We start from the raw sequence: 25805 nt of genomic DNA, 5'->3' as shown, positions 1-25805 counted from the left end.
GCTGTGTGCCAGCGTGCGCTGGCGATGAATTAGGAGCTGACATGTTGTCTTACCCGACTTTGAAAAATTTTAAAATGAGAACGGTCCGCCAGATTATTCAGCGCCAGGCGCAGGCAAAAGCGTGCTGGGTCTCTGTCCCATGGCGTGAAGCGTTTTAAGCGAAACAGCAGGTCGGCGCGGGTTTCAGCCACGCCCCAGTCGGTACTGAATGCGGCGGTAAAGCCAAGTTCGCGCACCATCTCGATATGGGCATCGGTAAAATCGGTTTGATATTTGCCATTGGGGTAAGCGAAAAACTCGATGGGCGCACCGATGATCTGTTCCAGTTCGGTTTTGCTTTGGGCGATTTCCAGCCGCGCCTGCTCCGGGTTTTCCAGCGCCAGAATCGGGTGGTTCACCGTATGGGCACCGATGGTCATGCCGGCCTGATGCATTTGGCGCAGCTGGTCAGCATTGACAAACTGGTGCACCATCTTCGGCTGGCCGGTCTGTTCCAGCAGCTGCGTGATACTGGTGCGCCGCGTCGCAACAGGCTGATATTTAATCTGTTCGGTCAGTGCGGCAATGCTGCTGCGACGGCTATCAGCGCTGTCTATCTGATAACTAACGCCGAGCATTTCAATGGCCTGCACCTGCGACGGCGCCTGTTGAATGGCCTGCGAGATCTGGTTTTCCCACAAATAACCTTCGTTGAGGCCTGCCGTGCTGATAAAGAAAGTCGCGGTCAGGCCATGCTGTTGCAGCAGCGGAAACACATAATCAAAACAATCAGCAAAACCGTCATCGATGGTGATCACCACGGAGTTTTTCGGCAATTGCTGGCGCTGCGACAAAGCAAAAGCCTCAGGCAAAGATAACACCTGAAAATGTTGTTTCAGGTGGCGTAACTGCTCGGCAAATAACTCCGGCGGTAAGGCCTGCTCAGAACAGAGGTCAGTATTGGGCATTACCCGATGGTAATTCAGCACCGAAAAGCTCTGGCGCGAACCAAACAGGTTCAGGCAACGAACCGACAGTTCAAGCATGGTGGCGGTGATCATGGACAGCTTTCCTTGCAACCGGTTGAACGTGAAGCGAATGTTGAGCTCGGTGTTCGAGACTGATCCGGTTCATCACATGGGTAATGGCAAAAATGGCAAACAATAAATCGAAATAGGCCAGACTCACCGCAGCGCCGGCGATGGCATAGGCTAGCAGCGATACCCTAAGCATCGAACTGAGCTTGGCCAGATTTTCCATGCCTTGTTGTTTCTTCAGTCGTTTCGCCACCAGCCGTGCCTGAGAGAACGCGACAAACAGGATCAGTAAAAACAGCAGCAGACCAATAAAACCATGGTCCCCCAGTACCTGGAAATAGATACTGTGCGCGGCTTTAGCGCCATCAAAATAGACAGTGGAGGTGTCAAACAGCCAGTTTAAATTCTGCTGCGGGTCATAGCGGAACCAAATCAGGTTACTTTGACCGGCTTTAAAACCACCGCCGGTAATATTGTCCATCGCCATTAAAATCGCTTGTTTCCAGGCCATGATCCGGCCAAGGAATGACATATCCTGATCAGCATTCTCCAGCGTGGCCATCCGGGCATGCCAGCTTTGTGGCATAAATTCCAGGCCGAAATACACGATGACCGGCACCACCAGTAAATAGATAAATTTCTGCCGCGAGTGGAACCAGAAATACGCGCCCAGTACCGCAATACCAACAAAACCACCGCGTGAATTAGACCCCAGCACACAGACCACCGCCATAAAAATCACCACGGTCAGGCCGAGTTTTAAGTATTTTTGCTCAGTGATACTGCTCAGATAAGCCACCAGCGGGATCATCAGAATAATCCCCACCGCCAGGTCATTTCTGTCACCCAACACGTGGCCGCCCATGCCGGATAACACGTGGCCACCGCCGGAGCTGATATATTTCAGGCCTTCGACCACGCTGTAGAAACCAAGCGAAAACACCACGCCCCATAACAGTACATTGATATGGGTTTCGGTGCGGATAATGGCGATGGCAAAGAAATACAATAAACAAATTTTCAGGAACTCAATCCACTCAGTCCAGACGATATCAGGGATTGAAATGGTGAACACGCTGGTAATAAAGGTCCAACACAGGAACAACATAATGAGCCAGCTCAGGCCGTCCCATTTGGTCTGTGGTTTATTTTTGATCATGAAATACGACAGGATAGTCGCGGCGACGATGATCAGGTTATAGCGGATGCCGCTGGCAAAACCATAGACCCAGCCTTTGGGGTAAAACAGCGCCACCCAAAGCCATAAAGTCACGCCGATAAAGGGCTTTTTAAAGCAAAAATACAACAGCGCCGGAAAAATCAGCAGAAAAAACGCGTCACGCATCGTGTTTTTTCTCCTGAGTCGCTGCGGCCTGTTCCTTATCGTCCTGCTTCATCGCGAAGTAACACAACACGACGACCGCAATCAGGTCCAGAGCAAATAATGCGCTTTCCATTAAGCAGTTACCTTACTGATCACATAACGGTATTTGCCTGAAGCCTCAGCGGCTATCTGGTCGACCCACTCGATGCTGATCTCAACATCGGCGCCTAAGCGCGCGGTTAAGCCGTGGCGGACTTTATCGGCCAGCGCCGGCGCGTCACCATTTTCCAGCACCAGCTGCACCCGGGTATGGGTCAGGCTTTCCTGCACAATTTTAAAGTTGCTGATGCCGTGCAGTTCGCGGATGACATAAATCAGCGCCAGGCCATGCATCATAGTGCCATTGCTGGCGACAACAAAATCGGTACTGCGGCCTTCGATATTTTCCAGCACCGGCAGGCCACGGCCGCAGCTGCAGACTTTGTCGGACAGCGCAGCAATATCGCCGGTGCGATAACGCACAAATGGAAAATCGGACGTGGCCAGATGCGTCACAACAATTTCACCGCTTTGCCCTGGGGGCAGCGGGTTGCCGTCGCGGTCAATGATTTCGACAATAATATCTTCGACGCTCAGGTGCATACTGCCGGCCGGACATTGATGGGCGATAAAACCGGCATCGCGGCCGCCATAACCATTGGCCACCGGCGCGCGGAACACTTGTTCAATCAGTTCACGCTGATAGGGATATAAGCGCTCTGAAGTGACAAACACCACTTTGATGCCTAGACCGGTCAGGTCGATGTCATGCTGCTGCGCGGTTTTGGCAATCAGGTGAAATACCGACGGATAACCAAATAACATGGCCGGCTGAATGGCACGGATTTGCTCAATAAACCCCAGCATTTTCGCTTCGGTTAAATCAAAAGCCGGAATGAGATGCGAGCGGAACAGTTTGTCGCGCCAGATTTTTACTTTGTCCTGTTTATTCAGCTCAATCGGTGAGCCCCAGGCCACAATTTCTTTATCGCCGATATCCACGCCCCACCAGCGGGTGGCGCGCCATTTTTCGGCCACATCGTGGCTGATGCGTTCATTACCGAGTAAAAATGTCAGCGGTGTACCGCTGGAGCCACCAGTGGTAAAAGGCCGCACTAAAGTGGCCTGCGGGTTTTTCAGGCTTTCGCTGTGGGCGCGGATGGTGGCTTTGTCTAAAAACGGCAATTTGACCAAATCGGCGCGGCTTTGAATGTCCGAGGCTTTGAGTCCAAGGCGTGTTAACAAATCGCGGTAGTAGGGCACTTCAGTGCTGATGCGGCGGATAAAGGCCTGTAAACGCTGTTGCTGCGCGGCTTCAAGCTGCTGCGGGCTTTGCCACTGGCTTTGTTCCAGCTGGCGGAAAATGGCCACAGTGTCATGTTTTTTCAGCCGCTCATGCAGCGGAAACAAGCAGCGGCTGACCAGCCAGGTGTACCAGGAACTCGCCATCAGAGTGTTCTCCGTGCCAAAACTTGCAAATATTGCTGTTGTAACAATTCCCAGACTTTATGCCAACTGAAACGGGCCGCGTTGGCAAGACCGGCTTCGATTAAACTTTGTCTGAGCGCAGCATCCTGCAACACTGCTAATGCCGCGCTGGCGAGCTGAGCCGGCTGACCGGCCGGAACCAGCAAAGCATCTTTCTGATGCGTCACTAACTGCGGAATACCACCACTGTCGGTTGACACCACAGGTACACCACTGGCCATGGCTTCAATTAACGAGTTTGGCGTATTGTCGACCAGACTGCCGTTTAACATTAAATCGGCATCCTGATAGAGCGCTGCGACCTGCTGCGGTGTTAAACGGCCAACAAAATTCACCTGTCTGAGTTGCAATTCACTGACCAGTTGCTGCAGGGCTGCAAGCTCTGGTCCTGTACCGGCGACGCTCAGCCGCGCAGCCGGAAATTGCTGCTGAATGACGGCAAAAGCACGAATACAGCTGGCGACATCATAAATCGCTTCCAGATTGCGCGTGACAACTACATGCGGAGCGTCAGCGTCGCGGCCGGCTGTTGCTACAGGCACAAAGAGCTCAGTATCCAGCACGTTTTGTACTATGACGCTGTCTTTGCCATAGCGGGCAAAGACTTGCTGCAAAAAGGTCGAGGGCACCAAAATCACCGCACAGTGGCGCAGGGATGCGTCAACCCGAGCCCAGGATTTGGCAAAAAACGCATCGGCATAACCGCCCCGGTAATTCAGCACCACCGGAATATTTTTGTGCCGTGCCACCCAGATCACCGGCGCAGCAAACAGATGCCAGGACCAGCCGGAGTTCGCCATCAGATGGATCAGCTGCACCTGCGGGGTTAATTCACGTTGTAGTGTGCGAAAGAATTGCCACAACCGTACGCCGGCGCGCAGCACCGGCAACTTACCCACCCAGGCGGGCTGGTAAGCCGGATTGGTCTGGATCACGTTGACCTGCAAGCCTTCAGCGCGCAGCAGTTCAGCCAGCTTGGCAGTCTGATTAGCCATACCGCCGGCCGGTGGTGGCAGCGGGCCAACAATTGTCAGCTGCTTCAGGCTCATTTGCGCTCCGTCAGCCGCTGGTATAACGGCAGATAATGACTGACGCTGACCCGCCAGTTGCGCACGTTTTCAACATAATCGCGGCCGCGTTGCAGCACTTGCGGCCACTGCTCACGGGCGGCTAACAGCTGCAGCATTTTAGCAGCGAGCGCCTCGACATCATCAGCCGGAAACAAATAACCATTGTCGCCGTCGCGAATCAGTTCCTTGTGACCGCCAACGTCGGAGGCCAGCACCAGTTTACCCTGCGCCATCGCTTCCAGCGGCTTCAGTGGGGTAACGAGGTCAGTCAGGCGCATTGATTTACGCGGATACAGCAACAAATCAACCAGGCTGTAATAACGGTCGACATCGGCATGTGGCACCCGGCCGGTAAAAATGACTTTGTCTTTGAGGCCAAGCTGCTGTACCAGTTGTTTCAGTTGTTGTTCCTGCGGACCGCCGCCAACTAACAATAACCGCAGCTGCGGCGCCTGCTGATGCACTTGGGCTAAGGCACGTACCGCCAGGTCGAGGCCTTCGTAGGCATAAAAAGAACCAAGAAAGCCCAGCACTTCACAGCCGGCAAGTCCTAGTTCGGCTTCCAGTGCCGCGTCTTTTGGGCCACAGAGCTGAAACTGCTCGATATTGACCGCATTCGGGATCACGGTGAATTTATCTTCGGCATAACCGCGAGAGACTAAATCTGAACGCAGGCCTTCACAAATGGTGGTGACGGCATTGGCACGGCTCACCACATAGTTTTCCAGCTGCCGGGTTAAGGTGTAACGCAAATCACCTTCTTTGCAGGTGCCGTGATCCACTGCGGCGTCTTCCCAGAAGGCGCGAATTTCATAAACCACCGGCAAGCCGCTGATTTTGGCTGCGCGCAGGGCGGCCAGGCCATTCAGTGCCGGCGAGTGGGCATGCAGAATGTCCGGTTTTTCCGCGTCGATGGCCGCAAGAATACGCTGTGTCATAGGTCCAACTAACGCCAGCTGATTCAGGCCCGGGATTTTACTGAGCAAACCCGTTGGCTGTGCTGAGCGGTAAAAGGTCAGGCCGTCGACGGTATCGACCGACTCGCTGGCATTGCCTTGTTTCGGGCTGGTGACATGACAGGTTTTAATGCCGAGCGCGCGCTGCTCGTTTAAAATCGAACGGCTGCGAAAGGTATAACCACTATGCAGCGGAATTGAATGGTCAAAAATATGCAAAACCTTCACAACTGAGTTCCTTTAGTTCGATTGGCGCAGGAAATTTTCAAACATCAGCAGCGTCCACAAAGCGGTGCTGTGGTCGCGTTGGCCGCTTTGGTGTTGATCCAGCCAGCGGGCGATGGTGTCCATCCGGAACAGGCCGCTGTCTTTGATCACATCACTGAGCAGTGCAGCACGGACCTGCTGTTGCAATGGGCCACGGAACCACTCAGCCAGCGGTACGCGGAAGCCCATCTTCGGCCGGTACAGAATGTCAGCTGGCAGATAAGGTTCCATCGCTTTTTTCAGCACATATTTGCCTTCACCGGCGCGTAGTTTTTGCGCTGTTGGCACCTTGGCGCTCCACTCAACAAACTTGTGGTCCAAAAACGGCACCCGCACTTCGAGGCTGTTGGCCATACTGGCGCGGTCGACTTTGGTCAGGATGTCGCCGACCAAATAAGTGCGGATATCAATGTATTGCAATAACGCCAAGGGTTCTGCGCCATCAAAATCAGCGGCGACTTCGCGGAATAACTGCAGCGTGTTGTAGCCCTGCAGCTGCGCTTTGAGTGTGTCAGAGAACAACTCGTCGCGTTGTTGCTGTTTCAGCAGTGAAATACCGTGTAAATAGCCTTCGACTAAATCCATCGCCAGCGACTGGAAAGTGGTTTTGGCGCGCAAGAAACGCGGTGCCCAGTCCAGTTTCGGGTAAAGCTTACCCAACGGTTTAAACACCGCGCTGCGCAGCCACTGCGGTAACTTGTCGCGCACCTGCTGCTCAGCCATCAATAACTTGTAGCGCCGGTAGCCGGCTAATAGTTCATCGGCGCCATCGCCGGACATACAGACCGTCACTTTACTGCGCGCCAGTTCACAGACACGATAAGTCGCAAGTGCTGATGAATCGGCATAAGGCTCGTCATAAAAATGGGCAAGCTTCGGAATAAGCTCAAAATCGTCAGCTTTAACGATTTTGCTGTCGTGCAGCGTGTGATAACGCGTGGCAACCTGCTGCGCATAGCTGGTTTCATCATATGCAGCGACGTCAAAACCAATAGAACAGGTTTTCACCGGCTGGTCTGACATACCGGCGATCAGCGCCACCACGGCACTGGAGTCAACACCGCCGGATAAAAACGACCCAAGCGGCACTTCGGTGACCAGGTGGCTTCTGATCGCAGTGTTGAGCTGCTCAACCAACTGCTGCTGATAATCCTGATCTGACAGCTCGACTTGCTCCCGGTAACTCAGCTGCCAATAGGTGTTGAGCTGTGGAGTTGGCGCTGTGGTGGATAGCACCAGCGTTTGCGCCGGGCAGAGTTTTTTCACCGAGCTGTAGATAGTGTCCGGTTCTGCGACATAACCGAGCGCAAAATATTGCTCAATGGCTTTGGCGTTGATGGTTTTATCCAGACCCGGCAGTAATTTCAGGCTTTTCAGCTCAGAGGCAAAATATAAGGAGTCATCAAGCAGGGTGTAAAACAGCGGTTTGATGCCAAGCCGGTCGCGGGCCAACAACAAGCGTTGTTGTTGTTTATCCCAAAAGGCGTAAGCGAACATGCCCTGCAGCTTTTCAACGCAGCTATCGCCCCATTCGATATGGCCACGCAGGATGACTTCGGTATCGCAATGCGTCTTAAACTGATGCCCGAGGGTTTCCAGTTCAGCACGAAGCTGCATGAAGTTGTAAATCTCGCCGTTAAAAATCAGCACATAACGGCCCGATTCGTCGGACATCGGTTGCTGCCCACTGGCAAGGTCGATAATAGACAAGCGGCGATGGCCCAGGCCAACCTGCTCATCGATATACTGGTCGCCTTCATCCGGTCCGCGGTGGAACTGCGCCTGATTCATTGACGCCAACAGCGCTGCGTCTACCGGGCGTCCCTGCTTGAGCCGGAACATGCCAACGATGCCACACATAACAACTTCCTATTGGTTAATTTCGCGATAAAGCGCGAGGTATTGCGCTACCATAGCCTGTTCACTGAACTGCCGGCAAACTCTTTCCCGGCATTGGGTACCGGCGGCAGCAGTTGCCGCCGGGTCCGTTAAAAATACCAACATGGCATCAGCCAGTGCCTGAGCGTCGCGGGCTGGTACCAACTGACCTTGCGCCGGACTAATCAGTTCAGGCAAGCCGCCGACATCAGTTGCGACAATAGTCAGGCCAGAGGCCATCGCTTCCAGCACCGTCATCGGAATACCTTCGGCGACTGACGACAACACAAAGGCGTGACTTTGCGCCATCAATTCGGCGATGTCCTGCCTTTCCCCCAGCCACTGCAGCTCTGGTGCAATTAAAGCTAAGTCAGCCGCAGTTTGCTGCAAAGACTGGCGCTCAGGGCCATCGCCAACCAGCCAGCACTGAAACGGCAGGGTGGTTTTCGCGCGAAGTAAAGCGATGGCGTGCAGCAGCGTATGCTGGTCTTTTACTGTGGCAAGCCGCGCGACATGGATAAAAGTAAAAGGCTCAGTTTTTTGTTGCTGCGGCGAAAAACGCTCCAGATTAATGCCGTTATAAATCAGCCGGTTTTTGCGCGCGCTGATGTTTACCACAGCGCCGAGCCATTGATGCAGTTCGCCGCTGACGGCAACATAACAATGTAAAAACGGGCTGATGAGCCGGCGCAGCCACTGATACTTTTTGTTTTCACCTTTCGGATCTGAAATGTCCCGGCCATGTTCGGCGTGCAGATGGCCTGTGACACCGGCAAGCCAGGCCACCGGGTGATACTCCAGCGTCGCCAGATTGTAGCTGTGCAGGATATCGGGCTGGATCTCGCGTAATAAACGCCATAACCGCCAGTGCATGGCTAAATCTGCGCCCGGTTTTTTATGCAGGCAATACACCGCGACGTCAGATGGCAACTGCGCGGCAAATTCAGTGGCGTGGGTCAGGCTAATCACCACATGCTGATAATCCTGGCCGTGCATTTGGCGGATACAATTGAGCATGACCCGCTCCAGGCCACCGGTATCCAGACAATAAATTAAATGGGCGATTAAAGGTTTTTTCATCTTGGTCAGGGCAGTGTCTGCAGGCGGGCTGCAGCCTGTTCGAGTTGCTGCGGCTGCATGTCCAATAAAGCACCTGGCAGGTTAACAGCCCGGACTTCCGAATAACTCTGGTCGCCGCTCAGTAACGCCAGCACCTGATAAAGTTTGGCTTTTGATGCTGATGTAGTGCGGTGATCGGCAATTCTGTATTGATAAAACAGCACTTGCTGTTCGCCGGATTCACTACGCAGTTCCATCAACTGATAGGACTCACCGGAGAGTGTCAGCGTCTTGTGGTTCGTTTCCGACCAGGTTTTGCGTTGATACAAACGGTTGTTCCAACTGATCAGCTCACCTTTTTGCTGTTTATGGCCATAACGGGCCAATAGATAGCCATTGCCTGTTGCATCCCAGACTTGCAAACGCGCCAGACCATCCTGAAAACCTGGTTGCCAATGGCGGGCGGGTTCAGTGCTAAAACCTGTCGGAGCAGCCAGTTGCTCGGCCTGTGCCGGCGCTGCAATTTCAGTGATTTGGCTACGTAATAGCAGCGTTGCGCCTAACACCAGCAAAGCACAACCGACCGGTTGCCAAAATGCTGCCGGAACTGCGACCGTGGCCCCGGCGTGCCCGGTTGGCGCTTTGTCAGCATAACGACCGCCGAGCCAGAACATGCTGAACATCACCAGCGCAAAAAATAGCCAGCCGTAAACAAAATGGTCAGCGCCAAAGCCATATTGCATATTGGAGGTTTCGCCGATCCAAATCAGGAAAAAGGCTCGCATACAGTTCGCCAGCACCGAAAAGACCAGAATGGCCCCGACAAACAGCAGATGTTTCCACCAAACCCGGTAAGTTAAAAACGAAAACAAAGTGCCAATGGCAATAGAGGCAATCAGAAAACGTAAACCTGAGCAGGCTTCAGCGACTTCAAACTGGCCAACCGGCGTGGTCAGATACAAACCTTCGCGCAGCACCGGAATACCGGTCAGATTCAGCATATAGACGCTGACCGTGGCGGTTAAATCCTGCAAAGGCAGATTGAGCGCATCGCCAAACGGCACCATAAAAATTAAATAAAACAGCGGGAAAGCCACCTGGCGCCCGAGTTGCCAGCCGAGCAGGCTCAAGGTCAGCAGCTGTAATACAAAAACAGCACTGAAGTGCGTCAGGCTGTTGACGTCTGCGGCATAACCGACCAGCCAGACTGCAGCACAGCCAAGGGCTGGCAACAGTGGCAACAAAGTCGGCTTTGCCGGCGCATTGATGAATTGGCGCTGGTCATACAGCAACCAGGCGGCAATCAGCGGGATGATATAACAATGGGTATAAGTGTCTGAGCTGCGCCAGACCGCTTCCATATTCTGTAAGGTTGGCCAGAACACCAATGCCCAGACTGCGCACAGCAAACCAAACAGTGACAGTATCCGCAAATAGTTATTTTTCAGCATGTTGCAAATAACCCGGCAAAGGCGTCAAGGTCGCAGGCCAGGTAAAATGCTGTTGTACCCACTCTCTGTTGGTGCAAAGTGCATCTTCCTGTTGCAGCATGGTTTTACAGAGCTGCAGAAACTCTGCTGCGTCGTCGGATTGTGCCAGATAAGCCGAAGTCGGCGCGTTAATGCCTTCCATTGCCATATCGCTGGCGACAATTTTTTTATTCAGTGCCATCGCTTCCAGCACCTTATTCTGAATGCCACGGGCGATGCGCAGCGGCGCCACCACCAGTTCAGCCTCGCGAATATAAGGCCGCACATCATCGACACGGCCTGTGACCCGCACTTGGTGCTGGCCATGTAACGCCAGCACTTCAGCTGAGGGATTGCCGCCGACGATATAAAAATGTAAATCAGGCCGTAACGCGCGTAGTTGTGGCCATACCTGCTGACAGAACCACAGCACGGCATCAACATTGGCCCAATAATCCATAGCGCCGGTAAACACCAGATAAGGCTGTTGCAATGGATATTCCGGCGCTTTAGTGACTGCTGCCGGGTCAAAGAACTGCACATCAACGCCGTTTAGCAACGGCTGGATTTTGTCTTTCAGTGTCGTTGGCATCAGTTGCCGGAATAACGCAGCTTCGTCAGGTGACACAAACAGGCTGTAATTAAAGGCAGAACAATAATGCTGCTCCAGCCTTTGCAGTTGACGGAATTCGCGCCGGTACACCCAGCTCATCACCCCGCGCTGATTGTCTGCGTACTGGCGCCACTTATCGGAATCAACGTCGACGAAATCTATGACACGATGCAGCTGGTCGTATTGTGGAAAATCGACGTACTGCGCCATCGAAGACGAAAACACCATGACGGTATCAATCTGATGTTTGGCAATGGTCTGGTGTACCCAATGCTGTAATTCATGATCAGCATAGTAGGGCAGTGTGATCGGTTTACCGGTCAGAAAAGCGCTGAGGCCGCGCAGCTTGGCAAATGACTTTCGCAGGCGGCGACATTTATATTCGACACACCAGTCCGCCAGTTTGTCGATATATTGAAAATCATATTCGTCGTCGACAAAACAACCGAGATACACTTCATACTGCGCCGACAGCGCCTTTAATAAATTAAAAGACCGGATCTTGTCGCCTTTGTTCGGCGGGTACGGAATGCGATGGCACAGGTACAATAACTTTGGTTTCGCCATACCTTACCCCAGATACTTGGCAAGAAGTGGACCAAGCAAACGGCTTACTGATAAAGGTAACTTTTGCCACATCCGGATAAATAATTGGTACTTCGGGTTGTTCGGGCTTAAGTTGGATAATTGTTCTGCTTTGACCAACTTAAACTGATAGTGCAATAAACTGTCCTGCATGCCCCAGTGTTTTTTATAGCTGTAGGCGCCTGAATCCAGTTTACTGCGCCCGAAATCATAGAAAGTACAGGCTTTGTCTCTTTTGGCATGACACATCAGCTGGTAATACATCAGGTCATTACTTTTTAATTCGCGGGCGATAGGTTTGCCACCGCCGTAATAGGGCAGTACTTCGTCGCGGAAATAGAAATTAAATACCGAAGATACCGCCTGACCCTGATGGCGGATCGTCAGGATTTCGGTGCTGTCAGCAAATTCACGTTGCAGTTCGTCTAACAGTTTTTTGCTAAAGACCGGGGTGCCGAGATTACGCAGACTTTCCGAGTAAATCTGGTAGAAATCATCGTTGTTTTGTTCGATATGCCAGCTCAGGTCAGTCTGCAGCGCCTTGCGAATAAGCGCTCGTTGGTTCTTTTTAATGCCGGCCAGAATCGCCGCATCGTCGTCGGCCAGAGTGCAACCAAAGGTGGCATGTTGGCTACGGGTGATCCAGTCGTTGTCCTGCGCCTGTTTATAGCGCAGTTCGACATGGTTCACGCCAAGACGCTGGCCAATCTCCAGCGCAGCCTGCTCCAGCGCGCGGCGCACCTCAGCAGGCCCTAACGCACCGCCGTAAACACAAAAAGGGGTAGAGACCAGGGCATAACCGAATAAGGCACTTTTTACTTCAGCCAGCGGCAGCACACCGACGATGCGATTGTCCTGCAGGGCATATAAAAAATGTGGTTGGTGCTGAAAGCTGTGCCACAGCACATTCTGCCAGCCGGACAGATGAAAAAAAGTGCCGTCGTCCTGATCTTTAACGAACTGATCCCACTCCGACTTTCTGGAGTCCTGCAGCGCTAAGGTGGCAATACTGTACATCTAGTTCCCTTAGTTGTTATTGTTTTATTGAGAGTTTTGCAGTTCGCTCTGATAAACCTGTTCCAGACTACCCCAGTTAAACTGGGTCAGCAATGCTGCCAGTTTATTTTCCATCCGGTTCAGATTGACGTAATGACGGAAGCGGGATTTAAGACCAGCACCTTGTACCCGGGGCTGGGCCGGATCTATTTCCCACGGGTGGAAATAGAACATATAAGGCATCTTATCTTCCTGCAGGAATTTTGAAATTAACCGGCTGCTGAGCCAATAAGGCATCAGGCGGAAGTAACCACCACCGGCGATCGGCAGTTGCTTGCCGTGCATCACCAGCGTCGGCATCGGGATCTCTAATAAACCTTCCGGACGCAGATATGGCTGTTGTGGCCAGTCTGGTACGCCATATAAGTCGTGTTTAACCGGGTAGGTGCTGGAGCTGTAACCGTGGCCCAGCTCTTTGAGAATCTCAAAGGCCCATTCGCTTTGCTTGTTAATGGAAAAACTTGGGGCACGATAACCGACAACTGGCTGACCAGTCAGCTGTTCCAGCATGTCTTTTGCTTTGCTTGCATCAGCGCGAAATTCGGCTGGCGTCTGCTGATGGACTTTAGTGTGGGCATAACCGTGGCTGGCCACTTCATGGCCGCGACGCTGCACTTCTTTCACCAGATCGGGAAACTTTTCCGCGACCCAGCCAAGGAAGAAAAAGGTTGATTTCGCCTGATGCTGGTCAAATAAGTCCAGCAGGCGGCGGGTGTTTAAATCAACACGCGGAATCAGACTATCCCAGTCACCCGGTTGGATTTGTTTCTCAAAAGCCGCCACGTGGAAGTAGTCTTCCACGTCGACCGTCATTGCATTCAGTTTTTGCAAAGCCACTGACATCGTTATTACCGGCCCTTGCCAAAAATCACAATTTCGACAGTCCGGATCAGGATAATCAGATCCAGCAGCAAAGTGCGGTGTTTGATGTAATACAGATCAAACTTCAGTTTTTCCTGCGCATCTTCAGTAGTCGAGCCATACGGATATTTTAACTGTGCCCAGCCGGTCAGGCCTGGTTTCACGTTATGACGCTGATTGTAGTAAGGAATTTCCTTGACCAGCTTTTCGACAAACTCCGGACGCTCAGGGCGCGGGCCAACAAAACCCATGTCGCCTTTGATAATGTTGAATAACTGCGGTAATTCGTCGACCCGGTATTTGCGGATAAATCCACCAATCTTGGTGACGCGGGAGTCATTTTTTGTGGCCCACTGCGCACCGCCGGCTTCGGCATCGGGGCGCATACTGCGGAACTTCAGAATTTGGAATGGCTTACCATCGATGCCAATGCGGATCTGGCGATAAAACACCGAAGCGCCTGTGCGGCGGCCGTCATCAAAATAAATGACCAGAGCCGTGACCAACATGATAGGCCAGACTGCGGCCAGCACAATCAGCGCGAGTACGGCATTTAATCTGTGGTCCAGGCTGGTTTTGAACCTGTGGTTCATTTCAAAGCCGTTGGAATAAATCACCCAACTCGGGTAAATCAGGTTCACCGCGATCTGGCCGGTTTCCTGTTCGATAAAGTCAAGAATTTCAATAACATCTATACCGCGGGTTTTACATTTAAACAGATGCTCAACCGGCAGCATGTTGCGGCGCTCGTCACAGGCGATCACCAGCTGTTCGATGTCATGCTCAACCGCATATTCATACAGATTGGTTTTATAGTCGAACTGGATGATTTTCGAGTCTGGAATTTGCTCTTCCTGGTCGCCGTCAATTTTAACAAAACCATGAATTTCAAAGTTTTTGCGGTCCACATTTCGACGCATCCGGCGTTCGATAATGGAAGCGCGCTCACCAGAGCCGAGAATGAGCACACGGCGGCGGCTGATTTTAGTGATGTCGTGATAGTGAAACAACATCCGGAACGAGGTTAAAGTCACTAAAGAAATCACCGAGGCGACTAAATTAAACAGGAAACCTAAGTGCAGGGAAGGGATCAGGCTGAAGATAAAGACTTCTAATAAAATGCCGGCAAGAAACAGGGTGATCAGCACACGCTTCAGTACACCACCGGTGTCTTCACGCAGTTTTTGATCATATAAACCGACAGACAATGCACACAACATCACACAACCGGTGTACAGGACCGCATTAATTGCAGCCAGTTCCTGGTCTATCGGTTGGTAAAAAGAAAGGATAAAAGATGCTGCGAAACTTGATGCTAACAGCAACAACATTTCGCCCAGCAGAAATAGTTTCTCTGCCAGTGTATTTCCCCCGTAACGAACAGCCTTATTCATTGGTACATCTTCCCGGAACAACCTGAATTAAGTGCAAATTTCAGCACAGTGATCTTGACATAGTTAAGCAGAGGCAGAAGTATACGCCGATGGTCGGAAAACTGGAATTAAATTTTTATGATAGCCGTCACAGCTATGTAAATTTCAGTTATATTAAAATCGCATCAGTAACAAAGGACGTATAAGAAATGAAAGCAAGATCTGCTATTGCCACAGTCGTTGGAACCGTGATGCTACTTGGCTTACAAGCATGTAGCACCAACGAATTACTAGGCGCCACAGTACAACCAGCCCGCACAACCGCTGTTGATCAATACAGCTACCTGATTGGCCCCAACGATTCTGTCACTATCTTTGTCTGGCGCAACCCTGAACTTTCAGGTTCATTTATTGTCCGTCCGGACGGCAAAATCAGTACTTCTCTGGTGGAAGACGTGCCAGTCGCAGGCAGAACGCCGACGCAGTTTGCCCGTGACATGGAAAAGATCCTGGCGAAGTATATCCGTGACCCGGTTGTCACTGTCTCTGTCTCCGGTTTTGTCGGTCCATTCAGCGAACAGGTTCGTGTGATTGGTGCGGCAGCAAAACCTCAATCTTATCCTTACCGCCAGTACATGACTGTACTGGATCTGATGATTGCCTCCGGTGGCTTAACCGACTTTGCCAATGGCAACGGTGCTAAGTTAGTCCGGGTAAAAAACGGCAAACAAATGACTTATGACGTACGCCTTGATGATCTGGTCCGTGAAGGCGACATTTCAGCAAACGTCGATATTTTACCGGGTGACATCGTTATTATCCCTGAAGCTTGGTTCTGATAAGCGCATCTGCGGAGTAGTTAGATGAAGGAATTAAACCTTGCGCTGGAGATGTTGCTGGTTTATCTGCAAGGGATCTGGCTCAGACGCCGTTATGTGATTTTAACGGCCTGGCTGATTTGTCCGATTGGTTGGTTGTTTGTGTTTAATATGCCTCCGACCTACCAGGCGGAGGCAAAACTGTTTGTTGAAACCCGTTCTGTATTAGCCCCGGTGTTACAAGGGCTGACCATTCGCGACAATCCGCAACAAGAAATAGAGCTGATGGCGCGTACCTTGTTGAGCCGGCCGAATCTGGAAAAAATCGCTAAAGCGACGGATATGGATATCTATGCGTCGGACAGTGCTGCCTATGAAAAGCTGATCGATTCGCTGAAAAGTGACATCAAACTCAGTTCTTCAGGCCGGGAAAATATCTACGTCATTTCTTATTCAAACGCTACACCCAAAATGGCATTAAAGGTGGTGCAGGAAACACTGAATACCTTTATTGAAAACCGGGTAGGCGACTCGGTCGCGAGTTCTAAAAAAGCTTCTGAGTTCCTTGACACGCAGATCGCTGATTATGAAAACCGGCTGGTTGAAGCGGAACGCCGATTATCTGAATTCAAGAAGGAACAAATTGCACTTGGCCCAATGTCGGACAGCAATTTCTATGGCCGGATTGAATCAGAAAAAGAGCGGTTAGAAGAAGCCCGACTGACCTTAAAAGAGCTGCAGAGCAAACTGGACTCGTCCCGTCGTCAGCTGAAGGGCGAAGACCCGTTGTCAGCTGATCCGGCCGCAGGTTCTGCTGGCCTGACTACTGTGTATGATGAGCGGATTAAGCTCCTGCAGAATCAACTGGACGCTTTGTTAATCCGCTATACCGACCAACATCCTGATGTGGCAGAAACCAAACGCTTATTGGCATCTTTACAGGAGATGCGTAAGCAGGAAATTGCCGGTATGCAGGCGGCGGCGCGTGGCAACCCAAGTGCCAGCTCGGGGTCGGTCAATGAGGTTTACCAGAACCTGAAAATCATTACGTCCAATCTGGAAAATGAAGTGGAGTCGGCCAAAGTCCGGGTGCGCAGTTTTGAAGAAAAACTCGAAACACTGGAGCGGCAACGCAACGTGATTCCGGATATCGAAGCCAGATTTGCCGGTTTAAACCGCGATTATGAACTGACAAAGTCGAAATACGAAGAGTTACTGAGCCGGCGCGATGCCCTGAGCCTCAGCCAAAAAGCTGATGAATCGCAACAGGACGTCCAGTTCCGCGAAATCGAACCGCCACGGGTTCCGATGAAACCTTCTGGTCCGCCGCGCATTGCCTTTTATACGCTGGTGTTGCTGGCCGGTGTGATTGCTGGTTTGACGATGGCGCTGGTCAGAAGTCAGCTGCAACCTGTAGTCACTTCTGCACTGCAGTTAAAGACGATTTCGGATTTCCCGGTGTTTGGTCTTGTTTCTCATACGGCGAAAGATGTGTTGTTGCGTCAGAGTAAAAAGCATCTGTTGTATTTCCTGGCGCTCTCCGGAGCCCTGCTGATTTGTTATACCTTGCTGGTCACCAATGAGCTGGTATTTGGAATTACAGCGAAACAGATTTTAGGATGGCTGATATGAGCACTATTGAAAAAGCACTGGATAAGTTAGGCCAGGCTGCAGTCGCTGAGCCAGTTCCTGCAAGTCCAACGACAGAATCAGCTGACACGCTCGTTAATGCTCAGGCCGCACAGGCCGCTCTGGCAGATAACAAAGCTGCCAGTCAGTTTATAAATATTGATTTAGACAGTTTATCGAAGCGCAATTTCGTTGCCAAAGCGACAGAGCGCAAGCTGATTTACGAAGAGTACCGGGTGATCAAGCGTAAGCTCATCAATAACGCCTTTGGACCACTGAGTTCCAGTCTGAAAAACCCGAACCTGATTCTGGTTTCCAGCAGTCGGCCGGGGGAAGGGAAGACCTTTACTTCGGTGAATCTGGCGTTGAGTATCGCACTGGAGCAGGACAAAACAGTGTTGCTGGTCGACGCTGATGTGCTGCGGCCAAACGTGTCCCGGACTCTGGAAATCAGCGTCCCACGCGGATTGACCGACTACCTGAGTTCTGATTCTGTCGACGTGACCGACATTATGTACAGCACCAACGTCGAACGGTTGAAATTGATCGCTGCCGGTAAACCGCACCATTTGTCGACCGAGTTATTGGCGAGCGACAAGATGGCTGCTTTGGTTGCTGAGTTTGCGTCGCGTTATCCGGACCGGATTGTGATCTTTGATGCACCACCGTTATTAGGGGTCAACGAAACGTCGGTGTTGGCCGGGATGTGTGGTCAGGCCGTGATTGTGCTGGAAGAAAACAAAACCAAACTGAATGAGCTGGAAAAAGCCATCAGTATGTTACCCCCGGATCTGGCGACAGGTTTTGTGATTAACAAGGCGCATTACAGCAGGGATAAAGGCTATGGGTACGGATATGGTTATTATGCGGAGTAATAAGTTTCCAACACTGCATCTGCTCCCGCTTTTGCTGGCAATAACGCCAGCGCTGGCTACTGCGGAAGTAAAGATTGACCCTTCAATCAGCAGCGCCGTCTATGCCTACGGCATTAAGAACCAGACGGCCGATGCGGACGAGGGCATGGCGTATGAGCTGGTGCCTGAGCTCAATCTGGCCTATACCGGCAGCTGGCTCAGCAGCTCTTTGAATCTGCAAAGTCAGAATCTGACTTTTGATGATGCACAACGCGATAACCAGAGTTTATTCAGTTACCGCTGGGCCGGTGGCGCCAGTTTGCTCAATGACGCTTTGGATGTGCAGCTTGGCGCGCAGCAAAACAACAGAAGAGCGTCAGGCTCAACTGCACGGTATCAGGACCATATCAGCTCAACCTCTGATCTGGCTAAAGTCGAGTCACAAACTGCGTCAGTCGCCTATAGTCATGATCGTTTTGACTGGGCCGTGATGGATTTTAGCGTCAATGCAGCCCGCACGTCTTCCGATGTCAGTTTATCTGAATTTGATAATGAAACCGGTGAAGCAGTAGGCCTTGATAACAGCGTGCTGGCCGGTGCTTTTGAATTAAAAACCCGAGACAGAAACCGGAAGTTTTTCTGGGGTTTTAATGGTCGTGCCACAAAGACTGACCGCGATATCCGGGAGTCGCAGTATAACCGCCGCGCACAAGGTGTTATTGGCGTACCATTCTTCTGGCGCGTTTCGATGATTGCGACGGGCTCTGTCGAAAACAACAGTAACATCGATGGCGGTTCTTCTGTGTTCAGCCAATATCGTAATCACCGGTCTATAGGTGGTGGTCTGGAATGGAAAATTACTGACCGCTCCTGGTGGAACGTGACTTACAACAAAGTCAATAACGCCAAGGACGACAAAGAATATCTGGGCACTGCGTTTGAATTGGTCCCATCGAAGCGGACCAAACTTTCAGGCTCGCTGGATAAACGCTTTTTTGGTCGTACTGCGCAAGCAAAGGGCTCCTATCAGCTGAAGCATCTTCGCATGGAGTTGAACGTCAGTGACACTGTCGGGTCGTTGTTAGGTCTCAATGAAGGCGATCTGGAAACTAACTTGTTTGTGTGTCCACCCGGAGTCACGCCTGGTTTAGATAGCTGTTTCCAGCCGCCAACCGCAAATTATTTGCCGGCGCGCGGCGAGCAGTATTATAACATTGCGAACCCGACGTCAGACTTAAGCGAATTTCTGGTCGTGCGGCGTAATGTGTCCTACTTGCTTGGCTATGACTTTAACCGGTTAAAATTAGCCGCCCGTTTTGGCCAGCGTAAAGATCAGCTGATTGAACGTAATTCGGTACGCGATGATAAGTTTGTTAATGTGTCGGCTAACTGGCAATTAAATGCCCGCAATAGCGTCACGCTGTCGACCGACTACTCTGATTTGGTTTATCAGGTGGATGGTGTGGAGAGCTTCGGCGATTTGACCGGTATCGTCAAATCAATGACATTGACCTTCACCCGGGAAATCAACAAAAGCCTGACGGCAAATGCCAACCTGAAACGGGTCAATGTCGATTACGGCTCTGACTCGCGGGATTATCAGGAAAACCGGGCCTGGATTGGTGTCGAGTACAAGTTCTAATAAATAAAAAAACCGCCGACAGGCGGTTTTTTTATACGTGATGTTTTGTGTCACACTGGATCTGTACCGTCATCGTTCTCATCAGATCGTTTGCCCTGACGCAGCACTTGTTGTTGCTGGTGCGTCAACAATTCATCCAGTTGCTGTGCCATGCGGATTTTATGTTGCAGCGAGTTGTCCAGTAAGCCAGACAATTCCGACAACATAGCGTGGTACGGGTTGGTCGTGTCGCTTTGAACTGCCGCCGGCGTGTCTGCCGGCTTTACCGGAGCCACAGGTGTCGCTGCGACAGGTACTGGCGTGTGGTTGGCGACTTCGCCACTGATCTCCTGAATCACCTGGCGGATATCTTCAGTGCTAAAAGTCTTCACTTCTTCCAGGTAGCCATACAGCAACACCCGGTCCATTAATGTATTAATTTTTCTCGGAATGCCTGAACTGAACTGATGAACGAGCGGAAAACAGCTGCTGTCCAGTAAACCGGCAGCGCCACCGGCAGACTGAATGCGGTATTCGATATAGGCCTGGCAATCTTCCACATTCAGTGCCGACAGATTAGAAGACGCGATGATCCGCTGACGGAACTGTTCCATGTGCGGGGACTGAATGATGGCATTGAGTTCATTCTGGCCCAGTAAAAAGCTTTGTAACAGCGGCCGGCCAGCGAGTTGAAAGTTCGACAGCATCCGTAATTCTTCGATGGACTCCAGTGGCAGATTTTGCGCTTCGTCCACTAACAATAAGGCACGCTTTTTCTGCTGAGCTAACAGTTGCAGGTAGGCCGAAATAGCTTCCAGATAAGTGGCTTTATTATGTTCTTTGACCTGCAGCTGAAACACCGAACAAATCATCCGCAGCAAGTCGTCAGGCTCCAGTTTGGAGGTGACAATCTGACGGGCGACAATCTGATGCGGGTCTAATTTTGCCAGCAGTTGGTTAGCGATGGTGGTTTTACCGGTGCCGACGTCGCCGGTGATCACAATAAAACCTTCGCCCTGACTCAAACCATATTGCAGATAAGCTAAGGCGCGTTTGTGCAGTTTGCTGGCAAAAAAACATTGCGGATTCGGCGTCAGCTGGAACGGCCGCTCTTTTAATCCATAATACGCTTCATACATAACATCTGATCCTGAATGCTAAAAACCGGCAATACGCGCATAGAAGCGGCTAGGGTAGCATAACGCGCCATGCCAGGGTATAGCAGCCTGGTTATCCTGCAAAAGTGCTTTCGCTAGCTCATTGTTTTTTCGATAAATACCACAGTATTGTGTTGTTTTTGCGCATGAAGATTAATTTTTGCCCGATCAAAACTTCGCGCCGAAAAAATTGTTGACACTCCTGGGGCTGCCCCATAGAATGCGCCTCGTTCTGTAACGCAAAGCTTATTTAGCCAGCGTTGTTGATGTGGGGCTATAGCTCAGCTGGGAGAGCGCTTGCATGGCATGCAAGAGGTCAGCGGTTCGATCCCGCTTAGCTCCACCAAATTTCTGTATGTGTCCCTTTCGTCTAGAGGCCTAGGACACCGCCCTTTCACGGCGGTAACAGGGGTTCGAATCCCCTAAGGGACGCCACTTCAGAAACAGAACAGGTATATCAGTCCGTCCCTTTCGTCTAGAGGCCTAGGACACCGCCCTTTCACGGCGGTAACAGGGGTTCGAATCCCCTAAGGGACGCCATCTTTTGAACGTCAGTTCAGCCGATGGGGCTATAGCTCAGCTGGGAGAGCGCTTGCATGGCATGCAAGAGGTCAGCGGTTCGATCCCGCTTAGCTCCACCAAATCAAACCAGCAATTTATTCTCCTAAATTCCACTGACGAACCTGTATGTCTGGGTCGAATTTTGTCGATATCTTTTCTGCCGTCCGGATTTCATTTCACATCCGTGCCACCGCATCGGTGTGATGCAGTGTCAGGATTCTGTCAACTCTGCCAATATCTCATTACATTTCTTCGATATACGGCAGCATCAAATCGCGGATAATGCCCTGAGCTTTGGCGTTGGGATGAATGCCGTCTGCTTGCATCAACTCCGGCTGTACGGCAATCTTGTCCATAAAAAAAGGCCAGAGTTTGATCTGATGTTTTTGCGCAATTTCAGCATACACGCCGACAAACTGTTCGGTGTAACGTGGTCCGTAATTCGGCGGAATGCGTATCTGCATCAGTACCGGCGTAGCGCCGGCGTCTTGGCTGAGCTTGATGAGCTGTTCCAGGTTTTGCCGCAGGCGTGGCACCGGAAAACCGCGTAAACCGTCATTACCGCCGATTTCAATCAGCACGACAGTGGGCTGATGTTGCTGTAACAGTGCGGGTAAACGGGCCAGAGCACCGCCGCTGGTTTCGCCGCTGATGCTGGCATTTTGAATGCGCCACGGTGATTTTTTCTCATTCAGGCGTTGCTGTAACAATACTGGCCAGCTTTGTTGTTGTGGCAAACCGTATCCGGCGCTCAGGCTGTCGCCGACAATGAGTAGTGTTTTTGTTGCGGCGGCAAAAGCCGGCTGCACGGCAGATATCAACAGTACAAAAAATAGGAAGAACAATCGCATGTCAGTTACACCTGAGTTGTTTATTCAGACCCGCCAACTTTGTAAACAAGTCGCGTTACCGGGTAATACGCTGAATATCCTGACGGATATCAATCTGACAATCAACCGCGGTGACAGTGTGGCCATCGTCGGCGCTTCTGGTTCGGGCAAATCCACTTTACTCGGGTTGTTGGCGGGGTTGGATCTGCCAAGCAGCGGTGAAGTTGTACTGGCCGGCCAGCGGATCGACCAGTTGAGCGACGATGCCCGGGCTGAGCTCAGAGCTCAGCATGTCGGCTTTGTTTTTCAGTCATTTTTATTACTGCCGGCTTTGTCTGCGCTGGAAAACGTCACTTTGCCGGCAGAACTCGCGGGTCAACGCGACGCTACAGCCCGGGGCAAGCAACTGCTGGAGTTAGTTGGGCTCAGCGAACGTATGCACTTTTTCCCGGCGCAGTTGTCCGGCGGTGAGCAACAGCGGGTGGCCATAGCCCGCGCTTTTATTACCCAACCCGCGATTCTATTTGCTGATGAGCCTTCGGCTAACCTCGACAGTGCAACCGGGCGCCGGGTGGAGGATTTGTTATTTGAACTGAACCGCAGTCAGGGCACGACTCTGGTGCTGGTGACGCATAATCCGCAGTTGGCGGCTCGCTGTCAGCGCCAGTTTTTGATGGACGCCGGCCGGCTGACCGAAGCTCTGCCAATGGCGGAGGGGCGCAGTCATGTGGGCTAAAGTGGCATGGCGCCTGTTCTGGCGCGAATTAAAAAACGGCGAGTTGTGGGTCATCGCGTTTGCGTTGATGCTGGCCGTGCTGACTGTGGTTAGCCTCAGCGGTATTACTGATAGTGTGCGCAGCGCACTGATGCAGCGCAGCAGTAACTTCACTGCAGCTGACAAAGTTTTGCGCTCGAGCTCACCATTTCAGCCGGAAATTCTGCAACAGGCTGAGCAGTTAGGCCTGCAGACAGCACAGCAGATCCAGTTTAATACCATGTTGTTTGCCGGCGACAATATGCAGCTGGTGAACGTCAAGGCAGTCTCTTCGCAGTACCCGCTGCGCGGGGAGTTATTGCTCGATACTGTGACGGGCAGGAATGCGCTTGTCGCGCCAGGCAGCGTTTATCTGGAGGCGCGGCTAGCACAAATTCTGGCCGTGCGGGTAGGCGACGAACTTGATGTCGGTGCTGCGAAGCTTAAAGTAGGCGGCATCATTCTGGAAGAACCCGATGCGCCGCTGAATCTGTTTGGTGGTCAGCCCAGAGTGATGATGCACCTGTCTGACGTTGCGGCGACAGAAGTCATCCAACCGGGCAGCCGTATTTCTTATCGTTATTTGTTTGCCGGCAGTGAGGCCAAGCTCAAACAGCTCGAGACTGATATCACTCCGCTTATGAGCGCCAACGACCGCTGGCAGCAACTGGACCGGCAAAGTGCGGTTGGCAGTGCGCTGGACCGGGCCGAACGCTTTTTGTTGTTAGCCGGCTTGCTGGGCATAGTCCTGGCTGCGGCTGCGGCGGCGGTCGCAGCGAACCGATACAGTCAGCGCCACCAGATGGCGGTCGCTGTAATTAAAGCGCTCGGCGTGACGGCGCCGCTGGCACGGAAAATCTATTTCAGTCATCTGGCATTAGTCACCGGTTTTGCCAGTCTGTGTGGTTTATTGCTTGGTTTACTGGCGAACTTTGCCGTGCAGGGCATTCTCGGTCAGTGGATAGAAGGTTATCAGGCTGTATTCAGTAGCAAATCCGCCTGGTTGGCCATTGCCACAGCACTGATTTGCTCCTTGCTGTTTTCGTTGCGGCCGGTCTGGCGCTTAACCGCAGTGCCTGCCATCGAGGTCCTGCGCCAGCAGAATAACGATAGCCGCATCGATTATTGGCAGCTGCTCAGTGGCTCTACGGCTGTACTGGCATTGATGTGGCTGTTTAGCGGTGACATCTGGCTGTCCGGCATGTTATTTCTCGCCTGCGCCGGTTTTGGCTGCTGCTTACTTGGCTTTGCTGCGGTCTTGGTGCGGGTAGCAAAACCAATGGCGGCGGGGCAAAGCAGTGCATTAAAACTGGCGCTCGCGAACTTGCGCCGGCGCCTGTGGCAAAATAGTTTTCAACTGATGACGTTCAGCCTGGCGCTGTTTTTAACGCTGGTGTTGTATTTCCTGCGCGCTGAATTGCTGGATCAATGGAAACAACAAGTGCCGGAAAATGCGCCTAATCAGTTTTTGGTCAATATGACCGCGACTGAAAAAGACCTGATTGCGCAGCAGCTGCAGCAAGCCGGTTTAACGACTGGTACTTTTTATCCGATGATTTCCGGTCGGGTATTGGCGGTCAATGGTGAAATGCTGCAGGAGCCTGAGCAAGATGATGGGGCCGCACCACGCAACAATCAGGCGGCGAAGCAGCAATCTTCTGCTCAATCTTCTGGCCTATCAGCAGCGCAGCAGGGTGCCGCCGCGCCGGCAGCCGGGCGACAAGGCTTTGGCCGGGAACTGAATCTGAGTTGGTTGACTGAACTGCCGGCCAATAACCAAATCACGGCTGGTCAGTGGTTTGATGGCCCGGCGCAAGTGTCGGTCGAGCAGCAGCAAGCCGAGCGGCTGCAGCTGAAACTCGGTGACAAGCTGACGTTTGCGATCGGTGGTCAGCAATTTGACGCTAAGGTCACCAGTTTCCGTAAAGTGGATTGGAACAGCCTGCAGCCTAATTTCTTTATGCTGCTGAGTCCGGACTTGATGGAACATTTTCCGGCAACTTATCTCACCGCATTTTATCTGCCAGAAACGCAGCAATCGGTGTTGACCACATTACTTAAACAGTTCCCGACCGTGTCGGTAATTTCGGTGGCGGTGATTTTACAGCAGGTGACGTCAATCATTGACCAGGTGTCTTTGGCGCTGACTTTGATCCTGATTCTGGTGTTTGCTGCTGCAGTGCTGGTATTGGTGGCGCAAGTGCAGGCCACAGTGGAGCAGCGGGAACAGGAACTGGCCATTTTGCGCACCTTGGGCGCCCGTGGCCGCTTTCTGCGCCAGGCCGTGTTGTATGAGTTTGCCGCTTTAGGTTTATTGGCAGGAGTCTTTGCAACCATGTTGGCAGAGGTGTTGCTGGCGATAGTGCAGATGCGGATGTTTCAGTTGCCGTTTAATCTGCATCAGAGCCTGTGGGGCCTCGGCCCGGTCACGGGAGTGTTACTGCTCACGGTACTGGGGGCTTTGTTACTGCGGGGTATTTTGCAGCCCACGCCGGCGAGCCTGATCCGGCGTGCCTTGCACAACTAA

Annotated in this window: 20 protein-coding genes and 4 tRNA genes; 10 read left to right on the top strand and 14 right to left on the bottom strand. The window is 52.0% G+C overall.

Annotation, left to right across the window (positions count from 1 at the left end; genetic code table 11):
• Positions 1-29: 29 nt before the first annotated feature.
• The 12 genes from ABNT34_RS13775 to ABNT34_RS13720 form a co-directional block, all read right to left on the bottom strand.
• Entirely contained in the window at positions 30-1040 is a 1011-nt protein-coding gene (locus tag ABNT34_RS13775) for a polysaccharide deacetylase family protein (protein WP_348732564.1), read from the bottom strand.
• Complete coding sequence (locus ABNT34_RS13770; RefSeq protein ID WP_348732562.1) at positions 1018-2361, bottom strand: putative O-glycosylation ligase, exosortase A system-associated; 1344 nt, start codon at positions 2359-2361, stop codon at positions 1018-1020. The genes ABNT34_RS13775 and ABNT34_RS13770 overlap by 23 nt, the downstream gene beginning before the upstream one ends.
• A gap of 111 nt (positions 2362-2472) precedes the next feature.
• Positions 2473-3828, bottom strand: a complete 1356-nt coding sequence (locus ABNT34_RS13765) for an AMP-binding protein (RefSeq protein ID WP_348732560.1) — start codon at positions 3826-3828, stop codon at positions 2473-2475.
• Positions 3828-4916 (bottom strand): glycosyltransferase family 4 protein, encoded by a 1089-nt coding sequence (locus ABNT34_RS13760; protein WP_348732558.1) that lies wholly within the window; start codon positions 4914-4916, stop codon positions 3828-3830. The genes ABNT34_RS13765 and ABNT34_RS13760 overlap by 1 nt, the downstream gene beginning before the upstream one ends.
• Positions 4913-6121 carry a TIGR04063 family PEP-CTERM/XrtA system glycosyltransferase gene (locus tag ABNT34_RS13755; protein ID WP_348732556.1) on the bottom strand — a complete coding sequence of 403 codons (1209 nt, stop codon included), beginning with the start codon at positions 6119-6121 and terminating at the stop codon, positions 4913-4915. Before ABNT34_RS13755 ends, ABNT34_RS13760 begins: the two co-directional genes overlap by 4 nt.
• Before the next feature lie 12 nt (positions 6122-6133).
• Entirely contained in the window at positions 6134-8020 is a 1887-nt protein-coding gene (locus ABNT34_RS13750) for an XrtA/PEP-CTERM system amidotransferase (protein ID WP_348732554.1), read from the bottom strand.
• Positions 8021-8029: 9 nt separating this feature from the next.
• Complete coding sequence (locus tag ABNT34_RS13745; protein WP_348732552.1) at positions 8030-9118, bottom strand: TIGR03088 family PEP-CTERM/XrtA system glycosyltransferase; 1089 nt, start codon at positions 9116-9118, stop codon at positions 8030-8032.
• A 5-nt stretch (positions 9119-9123) separates the two neighbouring features.
• Positions 9124-10548 carry an exosortase A gene (xrtA, locus tag ABNT34_RS13740; protein WP_348732550.1) on the bottom strand — a complete coding sequence of 475 codons (1425 nt, stop codon included), beginning with the start codon at positions 10546-10548 and terminating at the stop codon, positions 9124-9126.
• The gene (locus ABNT34_RS13735; RefSeq protein WP_348732549.1) at positions 10535-11746 is read right to left on the bottom strand and encodes a TIGR03087 family PEP-CTERM/XrtA system glycosyltransferase; all 1212 of its coding nucleotides are present in this window, start codon (positions 11744-11746) and stop codon (positions 10535-10537) included. Before ABNT34_RS13735 ends, xrtA begins: the two co-directional genes overlap by 14 nt.
• A gap of 3 nt (positions 11747-11749) precedes the next feature.
• Positions 11750-12781 carry a FemAB family XrtA/PEP-CTERM system-associated protein gene (locus ABNT34_RS13730; protein WP_348732548.1) on the bottom strand — a complete coding sequence of 344 codons (1032 nt, stop codon included), beginning with the start codon at positions 12779-12781 and terminating at the stop codon, positions 11750-11752.
• Between the two features lie 24 nt (positions 12782-12805).
• Positions 12806-13663, bottom strand: coding sequence for an XrtA system polysaccharide deacetylase (locus ABNT34_RS13725; protein WP_348732546.1), 858 nt, complete (start codon positions 13661-13663; stop codon positions 12806-12808).
• Positions 13664-13668: 5 nt separating this feature from the next.
• Entirely contained in the window at positions 13669-15075 is a 1407-nt protein-coding gene (locus ABNT34_RS13720; RefSeq protein ID WP_348732544.1) for a TIGR03013 family XrtA/PEP-CTERM system glycosyltransferase, read from the bottom strand.
• Between the two features lie 188 nt (positions 15076-15263).
• Here ABNT34_RS13720 and ABNT34_RS13715 point away from each other — a divergent pair, with 188 nt between their 5' ends.
• From ABNT34_RS13715 to ABNT34_RS13700, 4 genes are read left to right on the top strand one after another with little or no spacing between them, the layout of a single operon-like run.
• Entirely contained in the window at positions 15264-15893 is a 630-nt protein-coding gene (locus ABNT34_RS13715; RefSeq protein ID WP_348732543.1) for an XrtA/PEP-CTERM system exopolysaccharide export protein, read from the top strand.
• A 24-nt stretch (positions 15894-15917) separates the two neighbouring features.
• Positions 15918-17504 (top strand): XrtA system polysaccharide chain length determinant, encoded by a 1587-nt coding sequence (locus ABNT34_RS13710; protein ID WP_348732541.1) that lies wholly within the window; start codon positions 15918-15920, stop codon positions 17502-17504.
• Positions 17501-18376 (top strand): XrtA-associated tyrosine autokinase, encoded by an 876-nt coding sequence (locus ABNT34_RS13705; protein ID WP_348732539.1) that lies wholly within the window; start codon positions 17501-17503, stop codon positions 18374-18376. Before ABNT34_RS13710 ends, ABNT34_RS13705 begins: the two co-directional genes overlap by 4 nt.
• Positions 18366-19997 (top strand): hypothetical protein, encoded by a 1632-nt coding sequence (locus ABNT34_RS13700; RefSeq protein WP_348732537.1) that lies wholly within the window; start codon positions 18366-18368, stop codon positions 19995-19997. Before ABNT34_RS13705 ends, ABNT34_RS13700 begins: the two co-directional genes overlap by 11 nt.
• 50 nt (positions 19998-20047) lie before the next feature.
• Here the strand turns inward: ABNT34_RS13700 and ABNT34_RS13695 are convergent, their stop codons facing one another.
• Entirely contained in the window at positions 20048-21115 is a 1068-nt protein-coding gene (locus tag ABNT34_RS13695; RefSeq protein ID WP_348732535.1) for an XrtA/PEP-CTERM system-associated ATPase, read from the bottom strand.
• A gap of 288 nt (positions 21116-21403) precedes the next feature.
• Between ABNT34_RS13695 and ABNT34_RS13690 the strand changes: the two genes are divergently transcribed.
• The 4 genes from ABNT34_RS13690 (at position 21404) to ABNT34_RS13675 (ending at position 21774) form a co-directional block, all read left to right on the top strand.
• Positions 21404-21479: transfer RNA gene (locus ABNT34_RS13690), tRNA-Ala, on the top strand.
• A gap of 13 nt (positions 21480-21492) precedes the next feature.
• Positions 21493-21568: transfer RNA gene (locus ABNT34_RS13685), tRNA-Glu, on the top strand.
• Positions 21569-21597: 29 nt separating this feature from the next.
• Positions 21598-21673, top strand: a tRNA-Glu gene (locus ABNT34_RS13680).
• 25 nt (positions 21674-21698) lie between these two features.
• Positions 21699-21774: transfer RNA gene (locus tag ABNT34_RS13675), tRNA-Ala, on the top strand.
• 162 nt (positions 21775-21936) lie between these two features.
• Here the strand turns inward: ABNT34_RS13675 and ABNT34_RS13670 are convergent.
• Positions 21937-22545, bottom strand: coding sequence for an arylesterase (locus ABNT34_RS13670; RefSeq protein WP_348732533.1), 609 nt, complete (start codon positions 22543-22545; stop codon positions 21937-21939).
• Between ABNT34_RS13670 and ABNT34_RS13665 the strand changes: the two genes are divergently transcribed.
• Together ABNT34_RS13665 and ABNT34_RS13660 are read left to right on the top strand one after the other, a co-directional pair.
• Positions 22544-23260: an ATP-binding cassette domain-containing protein gene (locus ABNT34_RS13665; RefSeq protein ID WP_348732531.1), complete on the top strand. Its 717-nt coding sequence runs from the start codon at positions 22544-22546 to the stop codon at positions 23258-23260. The genes ABNT34_RS13670 and ABNT34_RS13665 overlap by 2 nt on opposite strands.
• A complete protein-coding gene (locus ABNT34_RS13660) occupies positions 23250-25805 on the top strand; it encodes an FtsX-like permease family protein (RefSeq protein WP_348732529.1) in 2556 nt (851 codons plus the stop codon). The genes ABNT34_RS13665 and ABNT34_RS13660 overlap by 11 nt, the downstream gene beginning before the upstream one ends.

Source organism: Rheinheimera texasensis, assembly GCF_964031785.1.
Lineage (GTDB): Bacteria > Pseudomonadota > Gammaproteobacteria > Enterobacterales > Alteromonadaceae > Pararheinheimera > Pararheinheimera texasensis_A.
The sequence above is the reverse complement of the archived record's forward strand: the minus strand, read 5'-3'. Positions and strand labels throughout refer to the sequence as shown.

Coding starts and splice junctions, on each gene's coding strand:
- xrtA (WP_348732550.1), bottom strand. CDS start 10,548: ATGCTGAAAAATAACTATTTGCGGATACTGTCACTGTTTGGTTTGCTG.
- ABNT34_RS13725 (WP_348732546.1), bottom strand. CDS start 13,663: ATGTCAGTGGCTTTGCAAAAACTGAATGCAATGACGGTCGACGTGGAA.
- ABNT34_RS13770 (WP_348732562.1), bottom strand. CDS start 2,361: ATGCGTGACGCGTTTTTTCTGCTGATTTTTCCGGCGCTGTTGTATTTT.
- ABNT34_RS13715 (WP_348732543.1), top strand. CDS start 15,264: ATGAAAGCAAGATCTGCTATTGCCACAGTCGTTGGAACCGTGATGCTA.
- ABNT34_RS13660 (WP_348732529.1), top strand. CDS start 23,250: ATGTGGGCTAAAGTGGCATGGCGCCTGTTCTGGCGCGAATTAAAAAAC.
- ABNT34_RS13775 (WP_348732564.1), bottom strand. CDS start 1,040: ATGATCACCGCCACCATGCTTGAACTGTCGGTTCGTTGCCTGAACCTG.
- ABNT34_RS13665 (WP_348732531.1), top strand. CDS start 22,544: ATGTCAGTTACACCTGAGTTGTTTATTCAGACCCGCCAACTTTGTAAA.
- ABNT34_RS13705 (WP_348732539.1), top strand. CDS start 17,501: ATGAGCACTATTGAAAAAGCACTGGATAAGTTAGGCCAGGCTGCAGTC.
- ABNT34_RS13735 (WP_348732549.1), bottom strand. CDS start 11,746: ATGGCGAAACCAAAGTTATTGTACCTGTGCCATCGCATTCCGTACCCG.
- ABNT34_RS13745 (WP_348732552.1), bottom strand. CDS start 9,118: ATGAAAAAACCTTTAATCGCCCATTTAATTTATTGTCTGGATACCGGT.
- ABNT34_RS13670 (WP_348732533.1), bottom strand. CDS start 22,545: ATGCGATTGTTCTTCCTATTTTTTGTACTGTTGATATCTGCCGTGCAG.
- ABNT34_RS13760 (WP_348732558.1), bottom strand. CDS start 4,916: ATGAGCCTGAAGCAGCTGACAATTGTTGGCCCGCTGCCACCACCGGCC.
- ABNT34_RS13720 (WP_348732544.1), bottom strand. CDS start 15,075: ATGAATAAGGCTGTTCGTTACGGGGGAAATACACTGGCAGAGAAACTA.
- ABNT34_RS13730 (WP_348732548.1), bottom strand. CDS start 12,781: ATGTACAGTATTGCCACCTTAGCGCTGCAGGACTCCAGAAAGTCGGAG.
- ABNT34_RS13765 (WP_348732560.1), bottom strand. CDS start 3,828: ATGGCGAGTTCCTGGTACACCTGGCTGGTCAGCCGCTGCTTGTTTCCG.
- ABNT34_RS13700 (WP_348732537.1), top strand. CDS start 18,366: ATGCGGAGTAATAAGTTTCCAACACTGCATCTGCTCCCGCTTTTGCTG.
- ABNT34_RS13750 (WP_348732554.1), bottom strand. CDS start 8,020: ATGTGTGGCATCGTTGGCATGTTCCGGCTCAAGCAGGGACGCCCGGTA.
- ABNT34_RS13710 (WP_348732541.1), top strand. CDS start 15,918: ATGAAGGAATTAAACCTTGCGCTGGAGATGTTGCTGGTTTATCTGCAA.
- ABNT34_RS13695 (WP_348732535.1), bottom strand. CDS start 21,115: ATGTATGAAGCGTATTATGGATTAAAAGAGCGGCCGTTCCAGCTGACG.